This window comes from Marinobacterium zhoushanense (genome assembly GCF_014641945.1).
Classification (GTDB): domain Bacteria; phylum Pseudomonadota; class Gammaproteobacteria; order Pseudomonadales; family Balneatricaceae; genus Marinobacterium_D; species Marinobacterium_D zhoushanense.
Map to the genome: position 1 here is coordinate 21,290 of NZ_BMIJ01000003.1, position 21,888 is coordinate 43,177.

General features: G+C 58.9%; 20 protein-coding genes. 7 read left to right on the plus strand and 13 right to left on the minus strand.

Annotated features, from left to right (window positions below; genetic code table 11):
- Positions 1-45: 45 nt before the first annotated feature.
- The 4 genes from pobA to IEX40_RS07170 all read left to right on the plus strand — a co-directional run bounded on the left by pobA (position 46) and on the right by IEX40_RS07170 (position 5,487).
- Complete coding sequence (pobA, locus tag IEX40_RS07155; RefSeq protein WP_229680677.1) at positions 46-1,251, plus strand: 4-hydroxybenzoate 3-monooxygenase; 1,206 nt, start codon at positions 46-48, stop codon at positions 1,249-1,251.
- Positions 1,252-1,421: 170 nt separating this feature from the next.
- Positions 1,422-2,135: a DUF599 domain-containing protein gene (locus tag IEX40_RS07160; protein ID WP_188746758.1), complete on the plus strand. Its 714-nt coding sequence runs from the start codon at positions 1,422-1,424 to the stop codon at positions 2,133-2,135.
- Positions 2,136-2,221: 86 nt separating this feature from the next.
- The gene (gene htpG / locus IEX40_RS07165) at positions 2,222-4,144 is read left to right on the plus strand and encodes a molecular chaperone HtpG (RefSeq protein WP_188746760.1); all 1,923 of its coding nucleotides are present in this window, start codon (positions 2,222-2,224) and stop codon (positions 4,142-4,144) included.
- Between the two features lie 227 nt (positions 4,145-4,371).
- Positions 4,372-5,487, plus strand: a complete 1,116-nt coding sequence (locus tag IEX40_RS07170; protein WP_188746762.1) for a DUF294 nucleotidyltransferase-like domain-containing protein — start codon at positions 4,372-4,374, stop codon at positions 5,485-5,487.
- A 24-nt stretch (positions 5,488-5,511) separates the two neighbouring features.
- Here IEX40_RS07170 and IEX40_RS07175 read toward each other — a convergent pair whose 3' ends face one another.
- Genes IEX40_RS07175 through IEX40_RS07190 form a run of 4 tightly spaced genes read right to left on the minus strand, consistent with a single transcriptional unit; the run spans position 5,512 to position 10,894 of the window.
- The gene (locus tag IEX40_RS07175) at positions 5,512-8,286 is read right to left on the minus strand and encodes an ATP-binding protein (RefSeq protein WP_188746764.1); all 2,775 of its coding nucleotides are present in this window, start codon (positions 8,284-8,286) and stop codon (positions 5,512-5,514) included.
- Positions 8,276-8,470, minus strand: a complete 195-nt coding sequence (locus IEX40_RS07180; protein WP_188746765.1) for a hypothetical protein — start codon at positions 8,468-8,470, stop codon at positions 8,276-8,278. The genes IEX40_RS07175 and IEX40_RS07180 overlap by 11 nt, the downstream gene beginning before the upstream one ends.
- The gene (locus tag IEX40_RS07185; RefSeq protein WP_188746767.1) at positions 8,467-10,509 is read right to left on the minus strand and encodes a 3'-5' exonuclease; all 2,043 of its coding nucleotides are present in this window, start codon (positions 10,507-10,509) and stop codon (positions 8,467-8,469) included. The genes IEX40_RS07180 and IEX40_RS07185 overlap by 4 nt, the downstream gene beginning before the upstream one ends.
- 4 nt (positions 10,510-10,513) lie before the next feature.
- A complete protein-coding gene (locus IEX40_RS07190) occupies positions 10,514-10,894 on the minus strand; it encodes a response regulator transcription factor (protein WP_188746769.1) in 381 nt (126 codons plus the stop codon).
- 222 nt (positions 10,895-11,116) lie between these two features.
- Between IEX40_RS07190 and IEX40_RS07195 the strand changes: the two genes are divergently transcribed.
- The 3 genes from IEX40_RS07195 to IEX40_RS07205 all read left to right on the plus strand — a co-directional run bounded on the left by IEX40_RS07195 (position 11,117) and on the right by IEX40_RS07205 (position 13,549).
- Positions 11,117-11,824 carry an MlaA family lipoprotein gene (locus IEX40_RS07195; protein WP_188746771.1) on the plus strand — a complete coding sequence of 236 codons (708 nt, stop codon included), beginning with the start codon at positions 11,117-11,119 and terminating at the stop codon, positions 11,822-11,824.
- A gap of 73 nt (positions 11,825-11,897) precedes the next feature.
- The gene (locus IEX40_RS07200; protein ID WP_188746773.1) at positions 11,898-13,067 is read left to right on the plus strand and encodes a PP2C family protein-serine/threonine phosphatase; all 1,170 of its coding nucleotides are present in this window, start codon (positions 11,898-11,900) and stop codon (positions 13,065-13,067) included.
- On the plus strand, positions 13,064-13,549 hold the full coding sequence (locus IEX40_RS07205) for an STAS domain-containing protein (RefSeq protein WP_188746775.1): 486 nt from the start codon (positions 13,064-13,066) through the stop codon (positions 13,547-13,549). The genes IEX40_RS07200 and IEX40_RS07205 overlap by 4 nt, the downstream gene beginning before the upstream one ends.
- A gap of 71 nt (positions 13,550-13,620) precedes the next feature.
- Here the strand turns inward: IEX40_RS07205 and IEX40_RS07210 are convergent, their stop codons facing one another.
- The 9 genes from IEX40_RS07210 to dusA form a co-directional block, all read right to left on the minus strand.
- Positions 13,621-14,478, minus strand: coding sequence for an aminotransferase class IV (locus tag IEX40_RS07210; RefSeq protein WP_188746777.1), 858 nt, complete (start codon positions 14,476-14,478; stop codon positions 13,621-13,623).
- 171 nt (positions 14,479-14,649) lie between these two features.
- Positions 14,650-15,567 (minus strand): LysR family transcriptional regulator, encoded by a 918-nt coding sequence (locus IEX40_RS07215; RefSeq protein WP_188746779.1) that lies wholly within the window; start codon positions 15,565-15,567, stop codon positions 14,650-14,652.
- Positions 15,568-15,595: 28 nt separating this feature from the next.
- Positions 15,596-16,441, minus strand: a complete 846-nt coding sequence (locus IEX40_RS07220; protein WP_188746794.1) for a DUF4392 domain-containing protein — start codon at positions 16,439-16,441, stop codon at positions 15,596-15,598.
- Positions 16,442-16,460: 19 nt separating this feature from the next.
- Entirely contained in the window at positions 16,461-17,402 is a 942-nt protein-coding gene (locus tag IEX40_RS07225; protein ID WP_188746796.1) for a 5-oxoprolinase subunit C family protein, read from the minus strand.
- A complete protein-coding gene (pxpB, locus tag IEX40_RS07230; protein ID WP_188746805.1) occupies positions 17,399-18,076 on the minus strand; it encodes a 5-oxoprolinase subunit PxpB in 678 nt (225 codons plus the stop codon). The genes IEX40_RS07225 and pxpB overlap by 4 nt, the downstream gene beginning before the upstream one ends.
- Positions 18,073-18,807 (minus strand): 5-oxoprolinase subunit PxpA, encoded by a 735-nt coding sequence (locus IEX40_RS07235; protein ID WP_188746807.1) that lies wholly within the window; start codon positions 18,805-18,807, stop codon positions 18,073-18,075. The genes pxpB and IEX40_RS07235 overlap by 4 nt, the downstream gene beginning before the upstream one ends.
- Positions 18,808-18,832: 25 nt before the next feature.
- Positions 18,833-19,621 (minus strand): putative hydro-lyase, encoded by a 789-nt coding sequence (locus IEX40_RS07240; RefSeq protein ID WP_188746810.1) that lies wholly within the window; start codon positions 19,619-19,621, stop codon positions 18,833-18,835.
- 167 nt (positions 19,622-19,788) lie between these two features.
- The gene (tal, locus tag IEX40_RS07245; protein WP_188746812.1) at positions 19,789-20,736 is read right to left on the minus strand and encodes a transaldolase; all 948 of its coding nucleotides are present in this window, start codon (positions 20,734-20,736) and stop codon (positions 19,789-19,791) included.
- Between the two features lie 7 nt (positions 20,737-20,743).
- Positions 20,744-21,799 (minus strand): tRNA dihydrouridine(20/20a) synthase DusA, encoded by a 1,056-nt coding sequence (dusA, locus tag IEX40_RS07250; RefSeq protein ID WP_188746814.1) that lies wholly within the window; start codon positions 21,797-21,799, stop codon positions 20,744-20,746.
- Between the last annotated feature and the right edge of the window lie 89 nt (positions 21,800-21,888).

Genomic DNA, 21,888 nt, shown 5'->3' on the forward strand with positions numbered 1-21,888 from the left:
GCGTTGAGTGACAGTCTGAAATTAGAGAGACGTTTTATGAAAACTATAAAAACCCAAGTAGCCATCATCGGTGCCGGTCCGTCCGGCCTCCTGCTCGGTCAACTGCTGCACAAGCAGGGGATCGACAACATCATTATTGAGCGTGTAACCGGAGATTATGTGCTGGGCCGCATTCGAGCCGGCATCTTGGAGCAGGGCTTTGTCGATCTGGTACGTGAGGCGGGCGTCGCCGAGCGTATGGATGCCGAAGGCCATGTCCACGAAGGTGTGGTGATCTCCGTCAATGGACAGGATCATCGCATCAATCTGAAAGAGTTGACCGGTGGTGATGTGGTCGTGTGCTACGGCCAGGTCGAGATCACCCGTGACCTGATGGAGGCGCGTGCTGCTGCAGGCCTGGAAACCCTGTATGAAGCCAGCGAAGTTCAGCCGCATGACGTCAAATCCGATAGTCCTTACGTGACCTTCAGCCATGCCGGTGAAGAGTTCCGGCTGGAGTGCGACTACATCGCCGGTTGCGACGGTTTCCACGGTGTTTCCCGTCAGACCATTCCGGCCGAAATTCGTACCGAGCACGAGCGTGTCTACCCCTTCGGTTGGCTCGGCCTGCTGGCCGACACGCCGCCGTGCCATGAAGAGCTGATTTACGCCAAGAGCGAGCGAGGCTTTGCCCTGGCCAGCCAGCGCTCTGCGACCCGGTCTCGTTACTACATCCAGGTGCCGCTGACCGACAAGGTCGAGGACTGGTCCGATGAGGCGTTCTGGGATGAACTGAAGAAGCGTCTGCCGCCGGAAGCTGCCGCCAATATGGTCACTGGCCCGAGCCTGGAGAAGAGTATCGCTCCGCTGCGCTCCTTCGTCTGCGAGCCGATGCAGTACGGCAATCTGTTCCTGGTCGGCGATGCCGCGCATATCGTGCCGCCCACCGGTGCCAAGGGCCTCAACCTGGCCGCGTCCGATGTGGCCACGCTGTACAAGATCCTGACCCGTGTCTACAAGCAGGGCGACAAGGATTGCACCAGTCAGTACTCCGAGATTGCCCTGCGCCGGGTATGGCACGGCGAGCGCTTCTCCTGGTGGATGACCAATATGCTGCATAACTTCGGCGAAGAGATCGGCGGTAACGGGCTTGATGGTCAAACCTTCACCCGTTTCATGGAGTCCGAGCTGGACTACTTCCTCAACCACGAAAACGGTCGCCGTGTGATCGCCGAGCAGTATGTAGGCCTGCCCTACGAAGATCCGAAGTAAGGGCCGCAGCAGCGGAATGGAATAGAGTAAAAAGAGTACGAGCAACCACTAAAATACCCGCCGATGTGCGGGTATTTTCTTTTTCGCCATCGCCCCTTGGTCATCGACAGCAGACAATCGCAGACAGTCAGGCTAAGCTGGATCCCGTTTCTCCTGAATGCGATGGACCGATGCCTGAATTCCTGAATTTCCTGACCCAAAACTGGCTTAACCTTGTTGCGCTGATCTGGTTCCTGATCTGCTTCAAGGGCTACATGCTTTATGCCGAACGCAAGGCGCGCACCACGGCCTGCCTGTCGAGCATCATGCACCTGTATCGGACCGAGTGGATGCGACGGATGCTGGATCGGGATATGCGCATGGCCGATACCGCCGCCATCGCCAACCTGGAGCGCAGCGTCTCCTTCTTCGCGTCGACCACGATTCTGGTACTGGCCGGTCTGATGACCCTGCTCAGCTACACCGAACGGGCGATTACGCTGGTGGAACACCTGCCGCTGGTGCGTCCGGCCACGCCGCTGGAGTGGGAACTCAAGCTGCTGGTACTGCTGACACTGTTCATCTACGCCTTTTTCAAGTTCACCTGGAGCCTGCGCCAGTATGGTTTCGTGTCGGTGATGGTCGGATCCGCGCCAGGACCAGCCGATGACCTGGACGAAAAACACCTGCAGGCGCATGCAGCCCGCATTGCCAAGATGAGCTCCATCGCGGCGAACAACTCCAACGTAGGGCTGCGTACCTACTACTTCAGCCTGGCGGTGCTGGCCTGGTTGATCAACCCCTGGCTGTTCATGGCGATGTCGGCGGGCATCGTCTATGTGCTATACCAGCGTGAGTTCACGTCACCGACGCTGAAGACGCTGCTGATGAGCACCGAGATATAAAACCTGGCCTCTATCCTTGAAATGGCGTTCGTTGACCCCATCTTTGCTTGGGACAATAAACCTAAGCGGAGTTGGGTAAACGAGCTATGAGCACCGAAACACAGAAAGAGACCCTTGGTTTTCAGACGGAAGTGAAGCAGCTGCTGAAGCTGATGATTCACTCTCTCTACTCCAATAAGGAGATCTTCCTGCGCGAGCTGATCTCGAACGCGTCAGATGCGTCGGAGAAGCTGCGCTTCGAGGCGCTGTCCAATGCGGACCTGTACGAAAACGACGGCGATCTGAAGATCCGCGTCGAGTTCGACGAAGAGGCCAAGACCGTTTCCATCATCGATAACGGCATCGGCATGAGCCGTCAGGATGTGGTCGATCATCTGGGCACCATCGCCAAATCCGGCACCGCCAGTTTCTTCTCCAGCCTCACCGGCGATCAGGCCAAGGACAGCCAGCTGATCGGCCAGTTCGGCGTTGGCTTCTATTCCGCCTTCATCGTCGCCAAGCAGGTAGATGTCTACACCCGTCGTGCCGGCCTCGATGCCAGCGAGGGTGTGCACTGGTCATCCGCGGGCGAAGGTGAGTTCAGCATCGAAAACGTTGAGCTGCCGCAGCGTGGTACCCGTATCGTGCTGAGCCTGAAAGAGGGGGACGAGGAGTTCGCCAACGCGTTCCGCCTGCGTACTCTGGTACGCAAGTACTCCGACCATATCGCCATCCCCGTGCTGATGGAGAAGCAGGAGATGCCGTCTGACGAGGAGGAGGGTGAGGAGAAGAAGGCGGACAAGGCGCCTGAACTGGAAACCGTCAACTCCGCTACCGCCCTCTGGTCACGCAGCAAGAGCGAGTTGACCGACGAAGAGTACAAAGAGTTCTACAAGCACGTCTCCCACGACTTCGCCGAACCGCTGGCCTGGGCGCACAACCAGGTTGAAGGTAACCTGGAGTACACCAGCCTGCTCTACCTGCCGGAGCGCGCGCCGTTTGATCTGTGGAACCGCGATGCGCCGAAGGGCTTGAAGCTGTACATCCAGCGTGTATTCATCATGGATCAGGCGGACGAGTTCCTGCCGCTCTACCTGCGTTTCATCAAGGGTGTGGTCGACTCCAAGAACCTGTCGCTGAACGTATCCCGCGAGATCCTGCAGAAGGATCCCAACGTGGACAAGCTGCGCACCGCGCTGACCAAGCGTGCGCTGGATATGCTGGCGAAACTGGCGAAGAACGAGCCAGAGAAGTACAACGCGTTCTGGAAAGAGTTCGGTCAGGTACTGAAAGAGGGGCCGGCGGAGGACTACGCCAACCGCGAGAAGGTGCTCAAGCTGCTGCGCTTCGCGTCTACCCATAACGACAATGCAGAGCAGACAGTGGGTCTGGACGACTACATCAGCCGCATGAAGGAAGGGCAGGAGAAGATCTACTACGTGGTCGCCGACTCCTACAACGCTGCCAAGAGCAGCCCGCACCTGGAGATATTCCGCAAGAAGGGTATCGAGGTTCTGCTGCTGTCCGATCGGATCGACGAGTGGATGATGAGTCAGCTGTTCGACTTCGACGGCAAGTCGTTCCAGGATGTCAGCAAAGGTGAGCTGAACCTGGGCGAGGTAGAGTCCGAAGAGGAGAAGAAACAGCAGGAGGAGGTCGCCAAGCAGATGGAGGGCCTCACCGAGCGTCTGACCGGTGCGCTGGGCGAACGGATCAAGGAGGCGCGGGTTACCCATCGTCTGACCGACTCCCCGGCCTGTCTGGTCGTCGGCGATTACGATATGGGTGCCCAGATGCGCAAGATCATGGAAGCGGCGGGTCAGGCTGTGCCGGAGGTGAAACCGATCTTTGAGTACAACCCGGAGCATCCGCTGATCGCCAAGCTGGACAAGGAGCCGGACGAAGACCGCTTCAAGGATCTGGCGCTGGTACTGTTTGACCAGGCGGAACTGGCTGCCGGCGGGCAGCTTGACGATCCTGCCGCTTACATCGGCCGTCTCAACAAGCTGCTGCTCGAACTGAGCGCCTGATAGCGCCCGGAAGCTACACTCTAAACACCCCGGCCTTGGCCGGGGTGTTTCGTTTATGTACAGGAGGTACGCTCCCTGTCGTTTGCTCCTGCAACGACAGGATTCCTGTCATCCATGACAGTCATGCCGCGGGCGCATGGATGCGCAGGAGCGGCGATGTACAGGCGGTTGACTGGTAAAAGCCCGAACGCCCTCTATGCTGAGAGTAAAAAAGCAGGGAGGTCCGGGTGCGGTCGGTCTGGCGCAATCTATTTGGTGCTCAACGCGGCCTGGCGCTACAGCTGCCGCCCCATCTGCTCTCGCCGCTGGAACGGGCGCTGGAGCAGCTCGGACCCGATACCAGCCTGGCACAAGCGAAGGCCTGGCAGCCGCGACTGGTTGAAGCGCTGCAGCAACTTGAGCTGCCTGCCTGGCTCATTTCGGAACTGATCAGCGACCACAATGATCTGCTCTATCGGGTCGCCATCGAGCGTGCGATAGAAAGGATGCGCGCTGCCGGCTGGGGCGCGCCGCCGGTGGATTTCTGTGTGCTGGCGATGGGCTCGAGTGGACGTCATGAGAGCCTGTTGCACCCGGATCAGGACAATGCGCTGGTGCTCGAGAGCTACCCGGATGAGCGCCATAACGAGATCGACAGTTGGTTCAGAACCCTGGCCAGCCAGTTTACCGCGCTGCTCGACGAGGCCGGGATACCTTTCTGCAAAGGCCACGTCATGGCGTCGATGCCACTCTGGCGCAAGCCGATCCATGCCTGGCAGGAGCAGATGCAGTTGTGGATGGCGACGCGGCGGGTAAAGGTCGTCCAGCAGTGCAATATCCTGTTCGATTTTGCGCCGGTGTTCGGTGATGAAGCCCTGGCCGACCAACTGCGTGACTCGATTCTGGAACAGGTGCCCTCGGCTGGTCTGTTTCTACACGAGATGGCCGAGTTGATCGATGAGTCCCCGGTGGCGCTGGATCGCTTTGACCGCCTGCACGGAGATGGCCGCGACGCGCCACACCCTGATGCAGTCAATCTGAAACGCCAGGGCTTGTTACCGTTGACCGGTGCGCTACGCCTGCTGGCGCTGCTCAACGGCTGTCGCGAGGTGGGAACACGGGCGCGCGCGATCTGGTTGGAACAGGCCGCTATACTGTCGCCCGGTCAGGGGCGGGGCCTGTGTCAGGCGGCAGAGCATCTGATGCGTCTGTTGCTGGATGCCCAGATGAACAACTGGCGGCAGGGCGGCCAGCCGGATAACTGGATCGATCTACGCCAGCTGAGCGACCCGCAGCTGCGTGAGCTGCAGCAGGACCTGAAACAGGTTCGTCAGCTGCAGCGGCAGGCGCAGCACAGTCTATGAAACCTCCTGTTAACTGGCTTGTTGTTAACCGGCTTGGCTTTCGACGGCTTCGCGCTGGACCTGTTCGGGCGCCTGCGGCAGCTCCAGTATGAAACAGGCACCTCCCCACTGCTCACCGCGATCGGCCCAGAGCCTGCCGCCCAGATGGTTGATGATGCCGCGGCTGATCGGCAGGCCGAGCCCGGTGCCGCGAGGGTGGCTGGCCGGGGTGCGGTGCTGTTGCTCCCGTGCCTGTTCGATCTGGTGAAACTTCTCGAACACCCTTTCCCGTTCCGCTTCGGCGATACCGGGGCCATTGTCCTCGACCGCAAGTCTATAGGAGCGCTTGTAGGGGGTCAGTGTCAGCAAAACGCGTGGCTGATCATGGGCGGCAAACTTGTTGGCGTTGCCCAGTAAATTGATCAGTACCTGCTGCAAGCGATCCGGGTCGGCCACTATCCAACAAGGCTGCGCCGGCAGTTTAAGTTCCAGCTCAACGCCGCGCTCTTCATTGAGCCGGGTAACCGCTTCCACCGAGTGGTGTATCACCTCGTTGAAGTTGCAACGGGTTGGCTTAAGCGTCATCCGTCCCGACTCAAGTCGCGCCATATCCAGAATCTCCTCGATCAGGCGGGAGAGGCGCTCGCTCTCGCGGACGATTATGTCGATGAAATGGGCGCGCTTCTCGTCCGGAATCTGTCCCGTGTCGCGCAGTATTTCAGCAAAAGCACGAATCGAGGTGAGCGGCGTGCGCAGCTCGTGACTGACCATGGCGACGAACTCGTCCTTGAGACGGTCCAGCTCGCGCAGTCGCTCATTGGCGCTGCGCAGCTCCTCGCCGATGCGTGCAAGCTCGGACGACTTCTGCTCCAGCCGGCGATTGTATTCCAGCGCCTGGGAGGTGGTGTCGAGAATGCTCAGAATAGACGACATCTCCAGCGCTTCGCCGCGTACCACCGAGTTGATCAGGATGCGTGCCGTAGCGCTGCCCAATGCCCCGGTCAGGCCATGTTCGGCGGCGGCGATCATCTCCGGCGTGGCCGGGCTGTCATCGTCCTGCTTCGGCCGCGTGTGCCCGAGCAAACGGATGCTGGCGCCGTCACCCAGGTAGCGACTGAGCAGCATGAACAGCTCATAACGACTGGCATGGCCCTGCCAGATAGCGGCTTGTGCCGCTTCCGGTCTGAGCGCGTTGGTGAACAGCGCCGCCTGGGTCTGCTCCAGGCCGCTCTGCCGGCTGAATAGGGATAAACCGACCAGTAAGCCCAGATTGAGCAGCAGACTCCAGAACAGAGCGTGGGTGTAGATGTCCCAGCCCTCCAGCCCGAACAGTGCATAGGGGCGTAGCCAGCCCAGATCGAACGGACCCTTATCGATAAATCCGGTATCCAGCCAGCCGGACAACGCGAAGCCCGGGATCAACAGGGTCCAGCCCCAGACCAGAATGCCCGCAATCATGCCCGCTGCGGCGCCCGAGCGGCAGGCGCCCTTCCAGTAAAGGCCGAGCAGCAGTGACGGCGCGAACTGGGCGGCAGCGGCGAAGGATACCAGGCCAATGGTTACCAGGCTGTAGGCCTCACCAATCAGTGCGTGATAGAGGTAGCCTAGGATCAGAATCAGAATGATCGCGATACGGCGGATGCCGAGCAGCCAGCCCGACAGGTCGTGGCGTTTGTCCAGATGCAGGCTGGGCAGACGGATCAGCAGCGGCATCACCAGCTGGTTGCTGACCATGGTCGACAGCGCAATGGTCTCGACGATCATCATACTGGTGGCAGCTGACAGGCCGCCGATGAACACCAGCAGCGGCAGCCAGTCGAGCCCTGCGGCCAGGGGCAGTGTCAGCACGAAGTTGTCGGGTTCTCCAGTCGAGGTTCCGCCCATCAGCCCGGCCAGGGCGATGGGGATCACGAACAGGTTGATCAGCAGCAGATAGAGCGGGAACAACCAGCTGGCGCGTCGCAGATGCTGCTCGTTGACATTCTCTACCACCAGTACCTGAAACTGCCGGGGCAGGGTGATGAACGCGAGCAGCGCCAGGATCAGCGTGCCAAACCAGCCCAGCGCGCCGCCTGGTACCTGGTCCAGACCGAATCTGTGACTGATGTCGGGTATCAGCAGGGCCGCCTGGGTGACCAGGTCCATGGGGCCGTCGTACAGGATAAAGGTGGCGAAAGCGCCCACCGCCAGAAACGCGCAGAGCTTGACGATCGACTCGAAGGCGATCGCCGTCACCATCCCTTCGTGCCGCTCACTGGCGTCCAGATGCCGGGTGCCGAACAGGATGATAAATACCGATAGTACCAGTGCGACCCAGAACGCCTTGTCCTGCAGAAAACCGCTGAGCGAGAGCTGAGGTTGGCTCTGATCCGGGTACTGGGTAAGGATGGCATAGCTGACCGTGATCGCCTTAAGCTGCAGGGCGATGTAGGGCATGATCGCAATGATCGCGATCAATGCCACCAGTGCCCCGATAGCGCCGCTCTTGCCGTAGCGTGCACTGATGAAGTCGGCGATCGAGGTGATGCGTTGCGCCCGGGCGATGCGGATCATCTTGCGGATCAGCATCCAGCCGCACAGCATTGCCAGTGTCGGGCCCAGGTAGATCAGCAGGAAACTGGGTCCGGTGGTGGCGGCTCGACCGACGCTGCCGTAGAAGGTCCAGGCGGTGCAGTATACGGCGATGGATAACGAATAGATTGTCGGTGAGTTGACCAGGGAGCGACGCTGCTCCGCGCGTCGGTCGCCCCAGGCCGCTATTACGAACAGCAGCGCCAGGTAGCTGAACGCGACAATCAGGACGATTGCGCTACTCCTCATGGTGACGCTCCAGTATCAGTGCGGCGCAGAGGATCAACAGTGCCCAGATCAGGAAAATGATCCCGGACAGGGTTGAGAAGTTGGCGATGCCAGGTTGGTCGAACAGCAGCAGTAATGGCGGTGAGAACAGCACTAGCCCAAGCAGGCTCAGGGCGAGGAGGCGGCCCTGTTCCGGTGTTTTCATCTTTTGTTCTCCAGTTCTACCCTGAGTTGCAGTGCCAGAGCGTCCTCGAGAGTATTCACCCCCCGAGCCCGCAGCCTGGGCAAAAGGGCAAGCAGCAACTCTGCGGTTACCCGGGCATCACCGAGAGCGGTATGCCGGGTGCCGGGGGGGAAGATGAGCTGAAATCGCTCGGCCAGTGCATCCAGTCCGTGGCCTTCAAACGTTGGGTCCAGAGCGCGTGAGAGCAGCAGGGTATCCAGCACCGGCATGTCGAACGTCAAACCGCATTCGTCTCCGGCCATACGCACCGCGAGCAGGTCGAAGGCAGCATTGTGCGCCACCAGGACTCCGGAGCCCACATATTGGTTAAATCTCGGCAGGACAATATCGATCGGTGGCGCGTTCGCGACATCCTCGTTGCGCAAGCCGTGGATGCTGGTGCTGGTGGCTGGAATGTCTCGCTGAGGATTGACCAGCTGATCGAAGCTATCCTGGGCCAGCAGGCGGCCATTGATGATTCGGCACGCGGCGATGCTGATGATACGGTCGCCACCGCGCAGGTTCAGTCCCGTGGTTTCGGTATCAAATACGATCATCTCGAGCTGGGTGAGCGGGGTGCCGGCCTGGACGGTATCTGGAGGCGGAAGGTCGGCAATGCTGAAATCATGGAATTCGGGCCGCTCCAGTTCAGCGTCTGTCGATCTTGGTGCCGAGCCGCGCAACGAGGATGGCACCGGCAGGCGCAGGCAGGCGCGCGCCTCCGGTTTGCGCATAAGCGACCAGAGGTCGGCGTCGTGCTGGTTAAGCACATCCGAGACCTTGGGGGAGAGCGCGTCGTCGAACAGCGGCAGTGTTCGCCACTGGTTCAGCAGCTGTTCGCTCACGGGGGAGCCGGCCCAGATAAGGTCAAGGTACACCCGGTGGTTACCCAGCAGCACCTCCACGTCCAGACTGTGTGTGTTGAGTGATGCGGACAGACGCAGGATCAGCAGTTCCAACATCGCCAATAGCGCAGGGCCATCGACGCGAATCCACACCGGAATCCCGATGGCGGTGAGCTTGATCGACTGCGTCGCCAGGCGTTCCTGCAGCGCTTGGAACAGATCGTTGGACCAGGTGTCCTCCAGTGCTGACTGACTCAGTTGCTGAGACTCTACCAACCGGGTCAGCTCGCCGACCCTCTGTGCCAAGTTTCTACTCTCTTCGCTGATCGCCTGAACCAGTCGGTGCTTGAGCTCCACGTTGTCTTCTGCCTGCAGAAGCGCCTCGACTGCGCTGTGCATCGAGCCGGTATGGCCACGCAGTCGCGGTAAGAGCTCGGCCAGGGCCCGGCGCCAGCGCTGTCCTGCTTCCAGTTCATGGGTTGTGTCATGCAAAACGATCAGGGCACCACCATGTCGAGCGTCAAGCCTCCGCAGCTCGCATCTGAGCCAACGGGTGTCGCCCGGTAGCAGAAGTTGACGCGGAGTGCCGTCCGTCGGCAAATGGTGCAATGCTTCGGACAGGCTGGTGTGTGGCAGCAGTTGGCTGACTTGCCGCCCCAGCCCTAGCGCGGGCTGATCGTGGAACAGCGTGCGTGCCGCCGGGTTAAACAGCAACAGACGCTGGTGTTCATCGCAGATCAACAGCGGCAGATCCAATATCTGCAGCAGGCCTTCGAGCTCCTGCTGGATATAGGCGGCGTGCGCGGCGCCTTCATCGTGGGCGATGCGTGTGCGCTCGCGATCGCCACGCCAGCCTTCGCGTATCTGGTCCAGATCAGGTTGCAGGGGCGACAGCCAGCCATCAAGGGGAAAGTCGGACTGGGCATCGGGGGCCGCAACGAGACGGGCAAGCAGTACCTGGAACTGTCTTAGGGGGCGAAACAGGCGTTTCTCCAGCAGCATGCCGATGACCAGTGCCAGCACACCAGGCAGCAAACACAGCAACCATATTGTCGTGCGCTGTGCGGCAGCGAGCTTGAGTGCGGAGTCCAGCCAGAGCAACACCCCAACTCCGGAAAACAGCAGAACGCCGGTCAGCAGCAGCCAAAGCCCAAGTAGGTGCTGACGAGGTGGCATGAGATTACTCCAGCCGGTTGTTGTTACCCAACAGGGCTTCTATGCGGGCGACCAGCTCCTGGGTTGAGAAGGGCTTGGTAATGTAGTCGTTGGCACCCAGTGCGATCCCTTTCTCCTTTTCCACTTCACGGCCATGGGCGGTAAGCATTACCACAGGTAGCTGCCGGGTGGCGGGCTGCTCGCGCAGGCGTTCCAATACATCGAAGCCGCTGATTCCGGGGAGGCTTATGTCGAGCAGCAGCAGGTCGGGAGGGTTAGCGTCGATCTTGGCTAGCGCGCTTTCTCCCGTCTCGGCGGTATCCACCTCCAGCCCTGCCTGCTGCATCAAAAATTCGAGCGACAGCAGTATGTTGGGCTCATCATCCACGATCAGTACCCGGGCCATAGCGTCTCCTGGAGTGGCAGCTCATCCACCAAGTGGATGAAATCCTTATTAAAGAGTCTGATTTGAGTCTAGTGCGCCTCATGGAAAAGGGAAGCATAGGGCATATCTAACTGTATGCACGGGGGAACATTCGCGGATAAAAAATGTCTCTTTGCCTTTTTATAGCAGGTGCAACAGAGGTAGAATGCGCAGAATTCGATTTTCGTAAAAAAAGGAATTGTAATGCTGGTCAAAACGCTGCGTCAGGGAACCGTATGCACAGTGATGGCTTTACTGCTGGCGGCACCTGTCAACGCTGAAACAACTGAGCAGAAAGATCCATGGCAGGGTCTTAATCGTGCGGTGTTCACCTTTAACGAGCAGGTGGACCGCTTTGCCCTGAAGCCGCTAGCACAGGGCTATCGCTATGTTATGCCGGATATTGCCGAACGTGGGGTCAGTAATTTTTTTAGTAACCTCGGTGATATCCGTTCAGCTGTGAATAATCTTCTGCAGGGTAAGATTAATGACGCATTGACCAGCGCGTCGCGTGTAGTGTTCAACTCCACCTTCGGTTTGGCCGGGTTTATCGATGTTGCCACGCCGATTGGGCTTGAGGAGAAACACGAAGATTTCGGCCAGACGTTGGGACGCTGGGGTCTGGGTTCGGGACCCTATCTGGTGCTGCCGTTGTTCGGGCCGAGTTCCGTACGTGACGGCATAGGCCTGATTCCGGACATTGCGCTGGATCCGGTGGGCGATGTGGACCATGTGCCGACGCGGAACTCGCTGTATGGACTGAGAATGATCGACGTTCGCGCAAATCTGCTTCGAGCGGAGCAGATGATATCCGGCGACAAGTACCTGTTTGTACGAGACGCCTATCTGCAGCGTCGGGAGTATCTGGTCAACGATGGTGAAGTTCAGGTCAAGTACGACAACGACTTCTGATATCAGGTTGCAAGGCACGGGCTGAGCCGATACCTTGAAATCCACTATGTCAGCTAAATCGAGCGACTGATTAATGGGTCATCGAGAGCAGGCGATACTGATGGTATCGGCCTCAACCGCTGTAATCGATTTGGTATTCGATCTGTGCGAGCAGTGCCAGAATACGCATTTGCGCATTATCGTTGCTCACGGCGCCGATGATGTTGATCGACTGCTGGAGCACCGAGCCATTTCGCTGGTGATCGTGGATCGCAGCTCCATCGGCGATATTGCGTATCTAAATCAGATCGCCGCCAGTATCAGCCCCATGCCGACCGTGGTACTGCTGTCGGAAGGTACGGCTGAAGAGATGGTGGTGGCGCTGCGTAACGGCGCCGATGATGTTTTCTCGCTGGGTGAGCTGAATCAGCACCCGCAGCTGTTTATCAGCTCCATCGAGCGACAGCTGAGCCGCGTCAGGATGATTGAGGAGGCGCGTTTTCTGCGCGAAAGCCTGGAACGCAGCCTTGACGAGCTTAAGGCCGATCAGCATGCGGCGCAGCAGTTACAACAAAAGCTCCTGCCGCCACCGGTTCGCGAGCTGAATCAGATTATCTTTGAATACGTGTTGCAGCCGAGTTTGCTGCTAAGTGGCGATTTTGTCGACTCCATCGCCATCAACGAGTACCAAACGATCTTCTATCTTGCCGATGTTTCCGGGCATGGCGCTTCATCCGCACTGGTGACCGTGCTGCTGAAAAATATGACCTACAGGCTGGTGCGAAACTATAACCGCGGTTCCAGTTTCGATATCCAGTCTCCGATGGCGACGCTACACCGGGTGAATCGAGAGCTGTTGCTGACCGGGCTGGGCAAGCATTTGACCATGTTTATCGGCCTGATCGATGCGCGGGATTCAACGCTGACCTATGCTGTGGGTGGACACCACCCGATGCCGATCCTGGCGCAAGGCGGGGAGGTGGCTTTTCTGGAAGGTCGTGGCATGCCGATAGGCCTTTTTGAGCAGCCGGTATTCGATGAAAGGCGTATTGCATTACAACCCGAGTATTCGATTACCCTGTTCTCTGACGGCATTCTAGAAGTGGCTGAGGGCGGGACTTTGGAAGAGAAAGAAAATACACTACTCCGTGCGTGTATGAGCAAAAATCTATCGCCTCAGTCAATTTCTGACAGTATTATTCCGGCCGGGCGCATGAATCCGGATGATGTAGCGATCATGACAGTATCACGAGTTAAACCATGAGCGAGGGCGCTATTTTTTACGCTTGTCGCGAAGGGCATTACGTATTGAAGTTCGTGGGGGAGGTGCGTCTGACGCTCTGTTCGACCATCGATCTTCACTTGGAGGCGGTACTCGGTCGTAGCGAGATCCGCGATACGCTAATCGATCTGACCGAAACCACGACAATCGACAGTACGTCGCTCGGCTTGATTGCCAAACTTGCGATCAAGGCCGAAGAGAAGGGCTTGCCCCGCCCGGCACTGGTTTCAACCAATCCCGATATCACCCGTATCCTGTACTCCATGGGGTTCGATCAGGTATTCCTGCTGCTCGACACTATGCCGACCAGCGAATCGGATCTGGAACAGGTGCCGTTTGTGCTCGAGTCGGAGGATCAGGTGCGTGCTCGCATCATTGGTGCTCATCGGGTACTGATCGATCTGAACGAATCCAATCGCAATGCGTTCAAGGATCTGGTCGCGACACTTGAGAGCTGCGGCTAACGCGAGATCGGTTTTGAATAATGAAAAAGGGCGCCGTGCGGCGCCCTTTTTCATTGCTTTAGGCCTGCCGATCAGAAATCGAACTTGCGTTCGGTGTAGATCCGGAATGCGGCTTCCCAGACGGGGCCGACCTCGCCATTGCCAACGGGGTTGCCGTCCAGCTTGACCACCGGTGCGATCTCCTTGGATGAGCTGGTGATCCAGATCTCATCTGCGCTGCGCACTTCGTCCATGGTCACGGTGCGCTCTTCGACCTTGATGGAGCCGTCGGCCTTGAGGCTGTCGATGATGATGCGGCGCGTGATACCCGGCAGGATCTGGTTGTCTTCGATCGGTGTAACCACCACACCATCCTTCACGATGAAGGCGTTGCAGGAGCTGCCTTCGGTCAGTTCGTTCCTTTCGTTGTACAGCAGGATTTCGTTGTTGCCTGCGGCATAGCCCTGCTGGAAATGCATGACGTTACCGAGCAGTGCAGTGGACTTGATGTTGCAGCGCTTCCAGCGCAGATCCTGAGTGCTGGAAACCGTGTATGGGTGTACCTTGGCACGGTCGACCGGCTCCGGCTCTTTGATGCTGAAGGCAAAGGCAAAGATGGTCGGCTCGACATTGTCCGGATAAGCGTGGAAGCGCTTGGTGTCGGCCCCGCGCGATACGTGCACGTACACACCGAAGTTGTCGCCTTCGTTTTGGCTGATCAGAGTGTCGAGCAGATCGCGCCACTCCTCGACGCTCTTGTTGCACTTGATCTCCAGTGCCGCCAGGCCGTTGATCATGCGCTGCATGTGGGGTGCGAAACCGACAGGTTTACGGTTGTAGTAGGGTATGACCTCGTATATTCCGTCGCCAAACAGGAAGCCGCGGTCCAGCGGCGAAATGCGGGCTGCTTCCAGCGGAAGGAAAGCGCCGTTCAAATAAGCGATACTCATCGATCTGACCTCTCTAAACTCGAACACAGTCGGCACCGGTGCAATGGGCGCCAAGGTTCCTGAACCAGGGTTATGCTACGAGTTTTATAAAAGTGTTTATCTATTTCAATACGCTATAAAAGAAAAAGATATTTTTACAAATATAGCAAAATACTCGTAAATTAAACTGATTTACTGTGTAAAAATAATCGATTGTTCTGTTGAAATTGGGGCGTCAATCATGTTCCGCGCTGTCTCGGCCAGCAGCCTTGGCAGTATACGATCGTCATCAAGGCGCCAAGCACAACAGAAGTTTAGCGCAGGAGCCTTGGGTAGGCTTTCAATGGAGAACAGTTGTCCCGCTGCTATCTCTGCCGCAACCAGGGGTTCGGGTAAAAAGGCGATACCAACGCCCTGTTTTACAAGGGTCAGCAGACTGGCGACAGAGCTGCAGGTGTGAATCACGGGCGCGGAATCGCCCATTGATTCGAACAGATTGGTCAGGTAACGCCAGGGGCGGCTGCCGCGAGGGAAGGAGAGTATCGCCTGTTCAGTCAGGTCATGAATATTGCCGATATTCGATGCGCCCGCCAGATTCGGGCTTGCCACCCAGCATTGCGGGTAGCTGCACAGGGGTTCGCTGACAAACGCCGGCATCGGTTGCTCATCCGCCACCATCAGCACCAGGTCAAGGTCTGCCGCTTTGAGCTGAGCCATCAGCGATGAGGTGACGTCACTGATCAGCTCGAACGCGATGAGTGGATGCTCCGTATGCCAGCAAGTCAGGAGCCGGGAGAGCCAAAGGTGAGTGAGCGTATCGACGATGCCGATGCGTACGGTACCGCGTTCTGGTGCATCATCGGCTAGCTGAGCCTTCATCTCCCGGCTGATCGCGATCAACTTCTCTGCATAGGGAAGAAGCTGGACTCCCCGGGGCGTGAGTTGGGTTCCGCGTTTATCACGCGCGAAGAGTTGGACGTTGAGTTCATCCTCCAGTGCGCTGATTCTTGCGGATATGGCCGGCTGGGAGGCGTGCAGCTGCGACGCTGCCGCATGAAAGCTGCCTAGGCGGGCTACGGTCAAAAAGGTGTAAAGGTTGCGTAGGCGCACGGTTAGCCTGCCTCCAGCCGCATTTGGCTCAGTCGATGAATCCTGTCAGCCGTCTCAGTTCAGCGATGATCGCTTCGCCCTCGCTCGACGGCAGCCCGTCTTCGGTCAGCTCGTTGAGGCGGGTGACGCCGTCGACGCTGCCGCGCTCCGACAGGTAGCGCAGGATCGCCTGCGGGTCGATGCGTTCCAGCAGGTCTTCGCCTTTCCAGTAGCCGAGCAGGGCGATGATACCGTAGGCGCCCCAGTTGGATACATCGGCGATCAGCAGTTCGTCGACACGGGTAGCACTGGGCACGATGTTCAGCTTGCTGATCGCTTCGACGATATTACCCATGCCGATCTCGTTGCCGCCATCGCCTATGCCGATGGTGGGGCAGTTCGCGGCTTTGACGAAAGTATCGAAACAGGCGGTGCGGGCGCTGATGCTCTCGCCGCGCATATTGTAGTAACCGCCATCTGCGGCCTGGCCCGGTCGCTCAATGGAGAGTACGACCTCGGGGCGGTAACGGGCGAGCGCCTCGAGTGCTTCCAGCTCGCGGGTGTCGTGCTCGCCGACCTGGATTTCGTGAACCTTGTAGTCTGGTGCGAGCATGGTGGAGATCGGCTTGCCGCAGACGATGATCGGTTCCGCGCCCAGATATTTCAGGGTCTGATAGAGCGCGATCGCCCCGACCGGGCCGTCGGTTTCAAAGGTGTCGACGACCGGGAAGCCGGTGCCGATCAGCACGACGCCCTTGCAGCTTTCCAAGTGGCGGGCTGCGCGAGCATAGTAACCGCTGGACAGTGCTGGCTGCACATCTTTCATCCCACGCAGGTTCTTTTGAACCAGGAGATCTTCTATCTGTTTATTCAGCTGAGCATTATTCTCTGTCATAGCCTTAGGTGTCCTGATATCAAGGCGTTACGGCGATCGGTTCGATCATGCTGTAGTAGCGCTGATTAAGTAGCAGTTGGTTGTGGGCTTCATCCTGAGTAAAGGGCGTGAAGCTGATTTCGGTACCCGGCAGCATCTGGGCAAGACGGGCCAGATCTTGGGAGAACAGGCTGCCGATCTTGGGGTAGCCGCCTATCGTCTGGCGGTCGTTGAGTAGCACAATCGGCTGTCCATCGGACGGCACCTGGATTGCGCCCAGGCAGATACCCTCGGAGAGGATACCGTTAATCGACGGCGGGATAGCGGGTCCTTCGAGGCGGTAGCCCATGCGGTCGGCGCGGTCGCTTATACGGTAGGTGCTGGTAAAGAACAGCTGTTTTTGTACCGCACTGAACGCGTCCTGCTGGTAGCCGAGAATGACGCGCAGCGGCGCCGCGTCGCGATAATTCGGCTGATAGCGCTTGGGCAGGCGAAAACCACTGCCGTCAGTGGCTGGGGCGCAGGGCAGCAGGTCACCGCTTTGCAATTTCTGGCCGTTAAGCCCGCCCAGCTTTTCACGCTGTACTGTCGCGGTGCTGCCGAACATCGGCTGGATGTCGAAACCGCCGCTGACCGCAAGATAGCCGCGTGCGCCCATCTGGCTGAAGCCGGCTTCGATACGGTCTCCGGCTTTTACCCGGTGCGCATGCCAGCGCTCCACCTCTTGGCCATTGATCTTCAATGGCAGCTCGCCACCGGTCAGAACCAGCCAGGTATCAACTTCCGCTTCGAGCACCAAACCGCCGATGCTGACCTCCAGGGCGGTCGCAGTCGGGTCATTGCCGAGCAGGCGGTTAGCCCAGGCAAACGCCGTCGGATCCAGTGGGCCGCCGGTGGTCAGGCCAATACGGTGATGACCAATGCGGCCGCCGTCGGTAATCAGGGTCATCAGGCCTGGTTGGCGTACTTTAAAACCGCTCATAGCTCGCCTCCCAGCTCCAGATAGCGCTCTTTGCTGATCGGTTCGAAGCCCACGCGGTCACCCACCTGTACCGGCATGCAGGGATCGCTATCCGGATCGAACATGCGGGTGGGACAGCGCCCGATCAGGTTCCAGCCGCCGGGCGAGGCGGAGGGGTAGATCGCGGTCTGGCGGTCGGCGATGGCGATCGAGCCGCGGGGCACTGTCTGGCGAGGGGTGGACAGGCGCGGTGCGGCGATGCGCTCGTCCACCTGGCCCAGGTAGGCAAAGCCGGGCGCAAAGCCGATGGCGTAGACGCGATATTCGGTGCTGGAGTGCAGTGCAATCACCTCATCTACGCTCAGGTCGGCCTTCTGTGCCAACGCTTCCAGGTCGGGCCCCGACTCGGTCGAGTACCAGACCGGCAGTTTAATCAGTGCGCCCTCTGTCACCTCTCCCGCAGTGGTGTAGTTGGTCAGGCTTTGCAGGCGTTTACGAACCTCCAGATGGTCGATCACGAACGGGTTATAGATCACCAGCAGTGATGCGTAGGAGGGCACGAGGTCGATCAGCGCATCACCCAGCAGTCGCTCGGTGTCGCTGACAGCCTGTTGAACTTGTGCCGAGATGCGCGGATCGGTGGTGTCGCCGAAATAGAGAATCAGTGAGTTTTCACCGGCTACGTCGACTCTCATGACGCCAGCATCTCCCGGATCTCGCGAATCGCCTCTATCCCTTCGGCGTTGTCGCCGTGCACGCAGATGGTATCCACCTCCAGCTTGAGTATGTGGCCGTTGATGGTGGTCACGCTGCTCTCTTCGGACAGTTGGCGTACCTGATCGAGCATCTTCTCGCGGCTGTGCACGGCGCCGGGCTTGGTGCGTGACAGCAGCTTGCCATCGTCGTCATAGCAGCGGTCGGCAAAGGCTTCGAACAGCAGTTCGATGCCGTAGTGTTCAGCCTCAATACGGTGGCTCTCCGCCTCCGGGGTGGCTTGCAGCATCAGTTTGATCGGACGGTAGTAATCAGCCACCGATTTCATGATCGCCTGACGCACGGATGGCTTGGCCATCATGTCGTTGTACAGCGCACCGTGCGGCTTCACATAGGCGAGTTCGAGACCGGCACATGCGGCCATGCCGTCGAGTGCGGAGACCTGGTAATGGATCAGCGCGTGGATCTCGTTGGCGCTGGCGTGGATGGAGCGTCTACCGAAGCCCATCAGGTCGGGGTAGGCAGGGTGCGCGCCGACAGAGACGCCGTTCTCGCGAGCCATGCGCAGGGTGTTTTGGATCACCAGCGGGTCGCCGGCATGAAAGCCGCAGGCGACGTTGGCCTGGTCGATATGGGGCATGACCATCTCGTCCATGCCCATCGACCAGGCGCCGAAGCTCTCGCCGAGATCGCAATTGAGTAGTACGGACATCTCTCCTCCTGGCAAATTTCGGTGATCAGATAATCGCGAGCCGGCTGTTGGGCAGGTCGGTCACCAGCATATGGCCCGGGCTGTGGGTGATGCAGATCGGCGGACGCGCCGATTCGATCGCTACCTGGGGGGTCACGCCGCAGGCCCAGAACACGGGCACTTCACCCTCCCTGATGCTTACCGCATCGCCGAAGTCGGGTGTGCTGATGTCGCCTATACCGATTGCTGACGGGTCGCCAAAGTGCAGGGGCGCACCATGCACCGAGGGGAAGCGTGAGCAGATCTGGATGGCGCGAATGGCATCGGCGGGTTTCATCGGACGCATGCTGACCACCGTGGTACCACTGAACCGTCCCGCGCTCTTGCAGGGGATGTTGGTACGGTACATCGGTACGTTGACCTTCTCGGTGATGTTGCGGATCTCGAGCCCGTCGGCGATCAGCGCTTCCTCGAAGGAGAAGGAGCAGCCGAGTAAAAACGCGACCATGTCGTCCTGCCAATATTCGACGATATCGGTAACCTCGGACTTAAGTTCGCCATCTTGGTAAATGCGGTAGCGCGGGATATCGCGCCGGATATCGATATCTTTGCCCAGATCCGGCAGCATGAACTCCCCCGGATTAGCCGACATGCCGATGATCGGGCAGGGCTTGGGATTGAGCTGGCAGAACATCAGGAACTCATCGGCGTAGGCTTTGGGGAGAATGGCCAGATTGCCCTGTACAAAGCCTGCGCAGTAACCGGAGGTGTTGCTGGCGAAGCTGCCGCTGCGTATCTGCTGGCGCAGCTCATAGGGTGAGAGTGTTGTTGCCATCTATACAAAGCCCTCTTTATCAAGAACGTTGGATTTCAACTGATAAACAGAGTTTATAACGTGGAAATGCTTTGTCTAATCGATATTGGTTTGCGGTGTTGATAAAATAAAGTTATCAGAAAGGGGCAAAAAAAGGCGACCGCTGAGTGCGATCGCCTGATTACGGTTCAGCCTGCGAGAAGCTGCTCCAGTGTTTCCTGATCCTTGGCGAAGTTACGGATCCCCTCCGCCAGCTTTTCGGTGGCCATGGCGTCGTCGTTGAGTGACCAGCGGAAGGAGGACTCGATCAGCGCCTCTTTGGTGTCGGCCGAATCGCCGTTTTCGGGGCTCAGTTTTCGTGCCAGCGGTTGTTCCAGGCTTGCCAGTTCCTGCAGCAGGGCCGGCGCAATGGTCAGGCGATCGCAGCCGGCCAGTGACTGGATCTCGCCAATATTGCGGAAGCTTGCACCCATGACGATGGTGTCGTAACCGTGCGTCTTGTAGTAGCGGTAGATACGGCTAACAGACTGTACGCCGGGGTCGTTGTCGCCATTGAAGTCGGCGTCGGGCTGGCGCGCCTTGTGCCAGTCCAGAATACGGCCGACAAAGGGGGAGATGAGGAACACGCCGGCGTCGGCGCAAGCCTGGGCCTGGCTGAAGCCGAACAGCAGGGTCAGGTTGCACTGTATGCCCGCCTTTTCCAGTTGGCGCGCCGCTTCAATCCCCTCCCAGGTGGAGGCGATCTTGATCAGGACGCGGGATGGGTCGACACCCTGTTGCTGATACAGTTCGATCAAGCGTTGGGCTTTGGCGATGGTGGCCTGAGTGTCGAACGAAAGGCGCGCGTCCACCTCGGTGGAGATGCGACCGGGGATGATCTCCAGTATCTCCCGCCCTATCAGCGTCGCCAGATAGTCGCTCATGTTCGCCAGCTGCTCTCGATCGCTACCGCCCTGGGCTTTGGCATACTGCCGAGCCTTGTCAAGCAGCGGGGCGTACTTGGCATCCTGACTCGCTTTCAACAGCAACGAGGGGTTGGTGGTGGCATCCACCGGCTGAAAGGCGCGGATCGCGTCGATATCGCCGGTATCTGCGACGACGGTGGTGATCTTTTTAAGCTGCTCAAGCTGGTCCATCTGATCTTCAGTCCTCATCGGGCATTGAATTCGGTGTGACGAAGCGCAGTGCTTCGCGGAATGTGGCGACGCCGGCTTCACGTTGGTGTCCGTTTTCGCTCAGGTGGCGCCGGAACTGGCGTCCGCCACGCTGGCCATGAAACAGTCCCAGCAGATGCTTGACCACCGCGTACAGCGGGGCGCCCTCTGCAATGCGCCGTTCCAGATAGGGGATGAACTGTTCGGCGATCGCCAAACGGTCGGCGATGGCGTGGTTGTCGCCAAAGATGACGGCGTCGGCTTGGCTAAGGATCGGGTAGGGGTTCTGATAGGCTTCCCGGCCGATCATCACGCCATCGACATGTTTAAGGTGTGCTTGCGCCTCATCCAGCGTTTTAATGCCGCCGTTGATGATCACCTCCAGCTCCGGGAAAAGCGCTTTGATCCTGTAGACGCGCTCATAGATCAGCGGTGGGATCTCCCGGTTCTCCTTTGGACTCAGGCCGTCGAGAATCGCCTTGCGGGCATGAATGGTAAAGCTGTGGCAGCCACTCTGTTTGACAGTTTCGACAAACCGGTGAAGGTGTTCAAAGCTGTCCAGATCGTCGATGCCCAAGCGATGTTTGATCGTCACCGGCAGTCGGGTTGCCGCTTGCATCTCGCTCAGGCATTCCGCCACCAGTTGGGGATGCGCCATCAGGCAGGCGCCGATCATATTATTCTGAACCCGGTCCGAGGGGCAGCCGACATTGAGGTTGACCTCATCGTAGCCCCAGTCCTCCGCCATGCGGGCGCACTCGGCCAGTTCCCTGGGATTGCTGCCGCCGAGCTGCAGTGCGATCGGATGCTCGCTGGTGTCGTAGCGCAAAAAACGCTCGCGGTCGCCGTGGATCAGTGCGCCGGTGGTGACCATCTCGGTATAGAGCAGCGTATGGCGCGACATCAGCCGGTGAAACACGCGGGCATCGGAGGTAGTCCAGTCCATCATCGGTGCGACGGACAGTCTGCGATTGATGAGGTCCCGGGGACGCGCAGAGTTGGAAACGGTAGAAACAGAGTCGGGCAGGGGCGCGAGAATCGTCATCGGTTACTTCAGCTGTCGAGCAGTTTTCGAGCCAGTTCAAGCTCTGAATGGGTTGGGTCCCGGAATTCTACCACACCGCCGTTGACAAC

Bases quoted from the DNA above. Each gene is read 5' to 3' on its own strand.
- IEX40_RS07160 (WP_188746758.1), top strand. From the start codon at position 1,422: ATGCCTGAATTCCTGAATTTCCTGACCCAAAACTGGCTTAACCTTGTT.
- htpG (WP_188746760.1), top strand. From the start codon at position 2,222: ATGAGCACCGAAACACAGAAAGAGACCCTTGGTTTTCAGACGGAAGTG.
- IEX40_RS07175 (WP_188746764.1), bottom strand. From the start codon at position 8,286: ATGAGGAGTAGCGCAATCGTCCTGATTGTCGCGTTCAGCTACCTGGCG.
- IEX40_RS07180 (WP_188746765.1), bottom strand. From the start codon at position 8,470: ATGAAAACACCGGAACAGGGCCGCCTCCTCGCCCTGAGCCTGCTTGGG.
- IEX40_RS07185 (WP_188746767.1), bottom strand. From the start codon at position 10,509: ATGCCACCTCGTCAGCACCTACTTGGGCTTTGGCTGCTGCTGACCGGC.
- IEX40_RS07190 (WP_188746769.1), bottom strand. From the start codon at position 10,894: ATGGCCCGGGTACTGATCGTGGATGATGAGCCCAACATACTGCTGTCG.
- IEX40_RS07195 (WP_188746771.1), top strand. From the start codon at position 11,117: ATGCTGGTCAAAACGCTGCGTCAGGGAACCGTATGCACAGTGATGGCT.
- IEX40_RS07200 (WP_188746773.1), top strand. From the start codon at position 11,898: ATGGGTCATCGAGAGCAGGCGATACTGATGGTATCGGCCTCAACCGCT.
- IEX40_RS07205 (WP_188746775.1), top strand. From the start codon at position 13,064: ATGAGCGAGGGCGCTATTTTTTACGCTTGTCGCGAAGGGCATTACGTA.
- IEX40_RS07210 (WP_188746777.1), bottom strand. From the start codon at position 14,478: ATGAGTATCGCTTATTTGAACGGCGCTTTCCTTCCGCTGGAAGCAGCC.
- IEX40_RS07220 (WP_188746794.1), bottom strand. From the start codon at position 16,441: ATGACAGAGAATAATGCTCAGCTGAATAAACAGATAGAAGATCTCCTG.
- IEX40_RS07225 (WP_188746796.1), bottom strand. From the start codon at position 17,402: ATGAGCGGTTTTAAAGTACGCCAACCAGGCCTGATGACCCTGATTACC.
- pxpB (WP_188746805.1), bottom strand. From the start codon at position 18,076: ATGAGAGTCGACGTAGCCGGTGAAAACTCACTGATTCTCTATTTCGGC.
- IEX40_RS07235 (WP_188746807.1), bottom strand. From the start codon at position 18,807: ATGTCCGTACTACTCAATTGCGATCTCGGCGAGAGCTTCGGCGCCTGG.
- IEX40_RS07240 (WP_188746810.1), bottom strand. From the start codon at position 19,621: ATGGCAACAACACTCTCACCCTATGAGCTGCGCCAGCAGATACGCAGC.
- tal (WP_188746812.1), bottom strand. From the start codon at position 20,736: ATGGACCAGCTTGAGCAGCTTAAAAAGATCACCACCGTCGTCGCAGAT.
- dusA (WP_188746814.1), bottom strand. From the start codon at position 21,799: ATGACGATTCTCGCGCCCCTGCCCGACTCTGTTTCTACCGTTTCCAAC.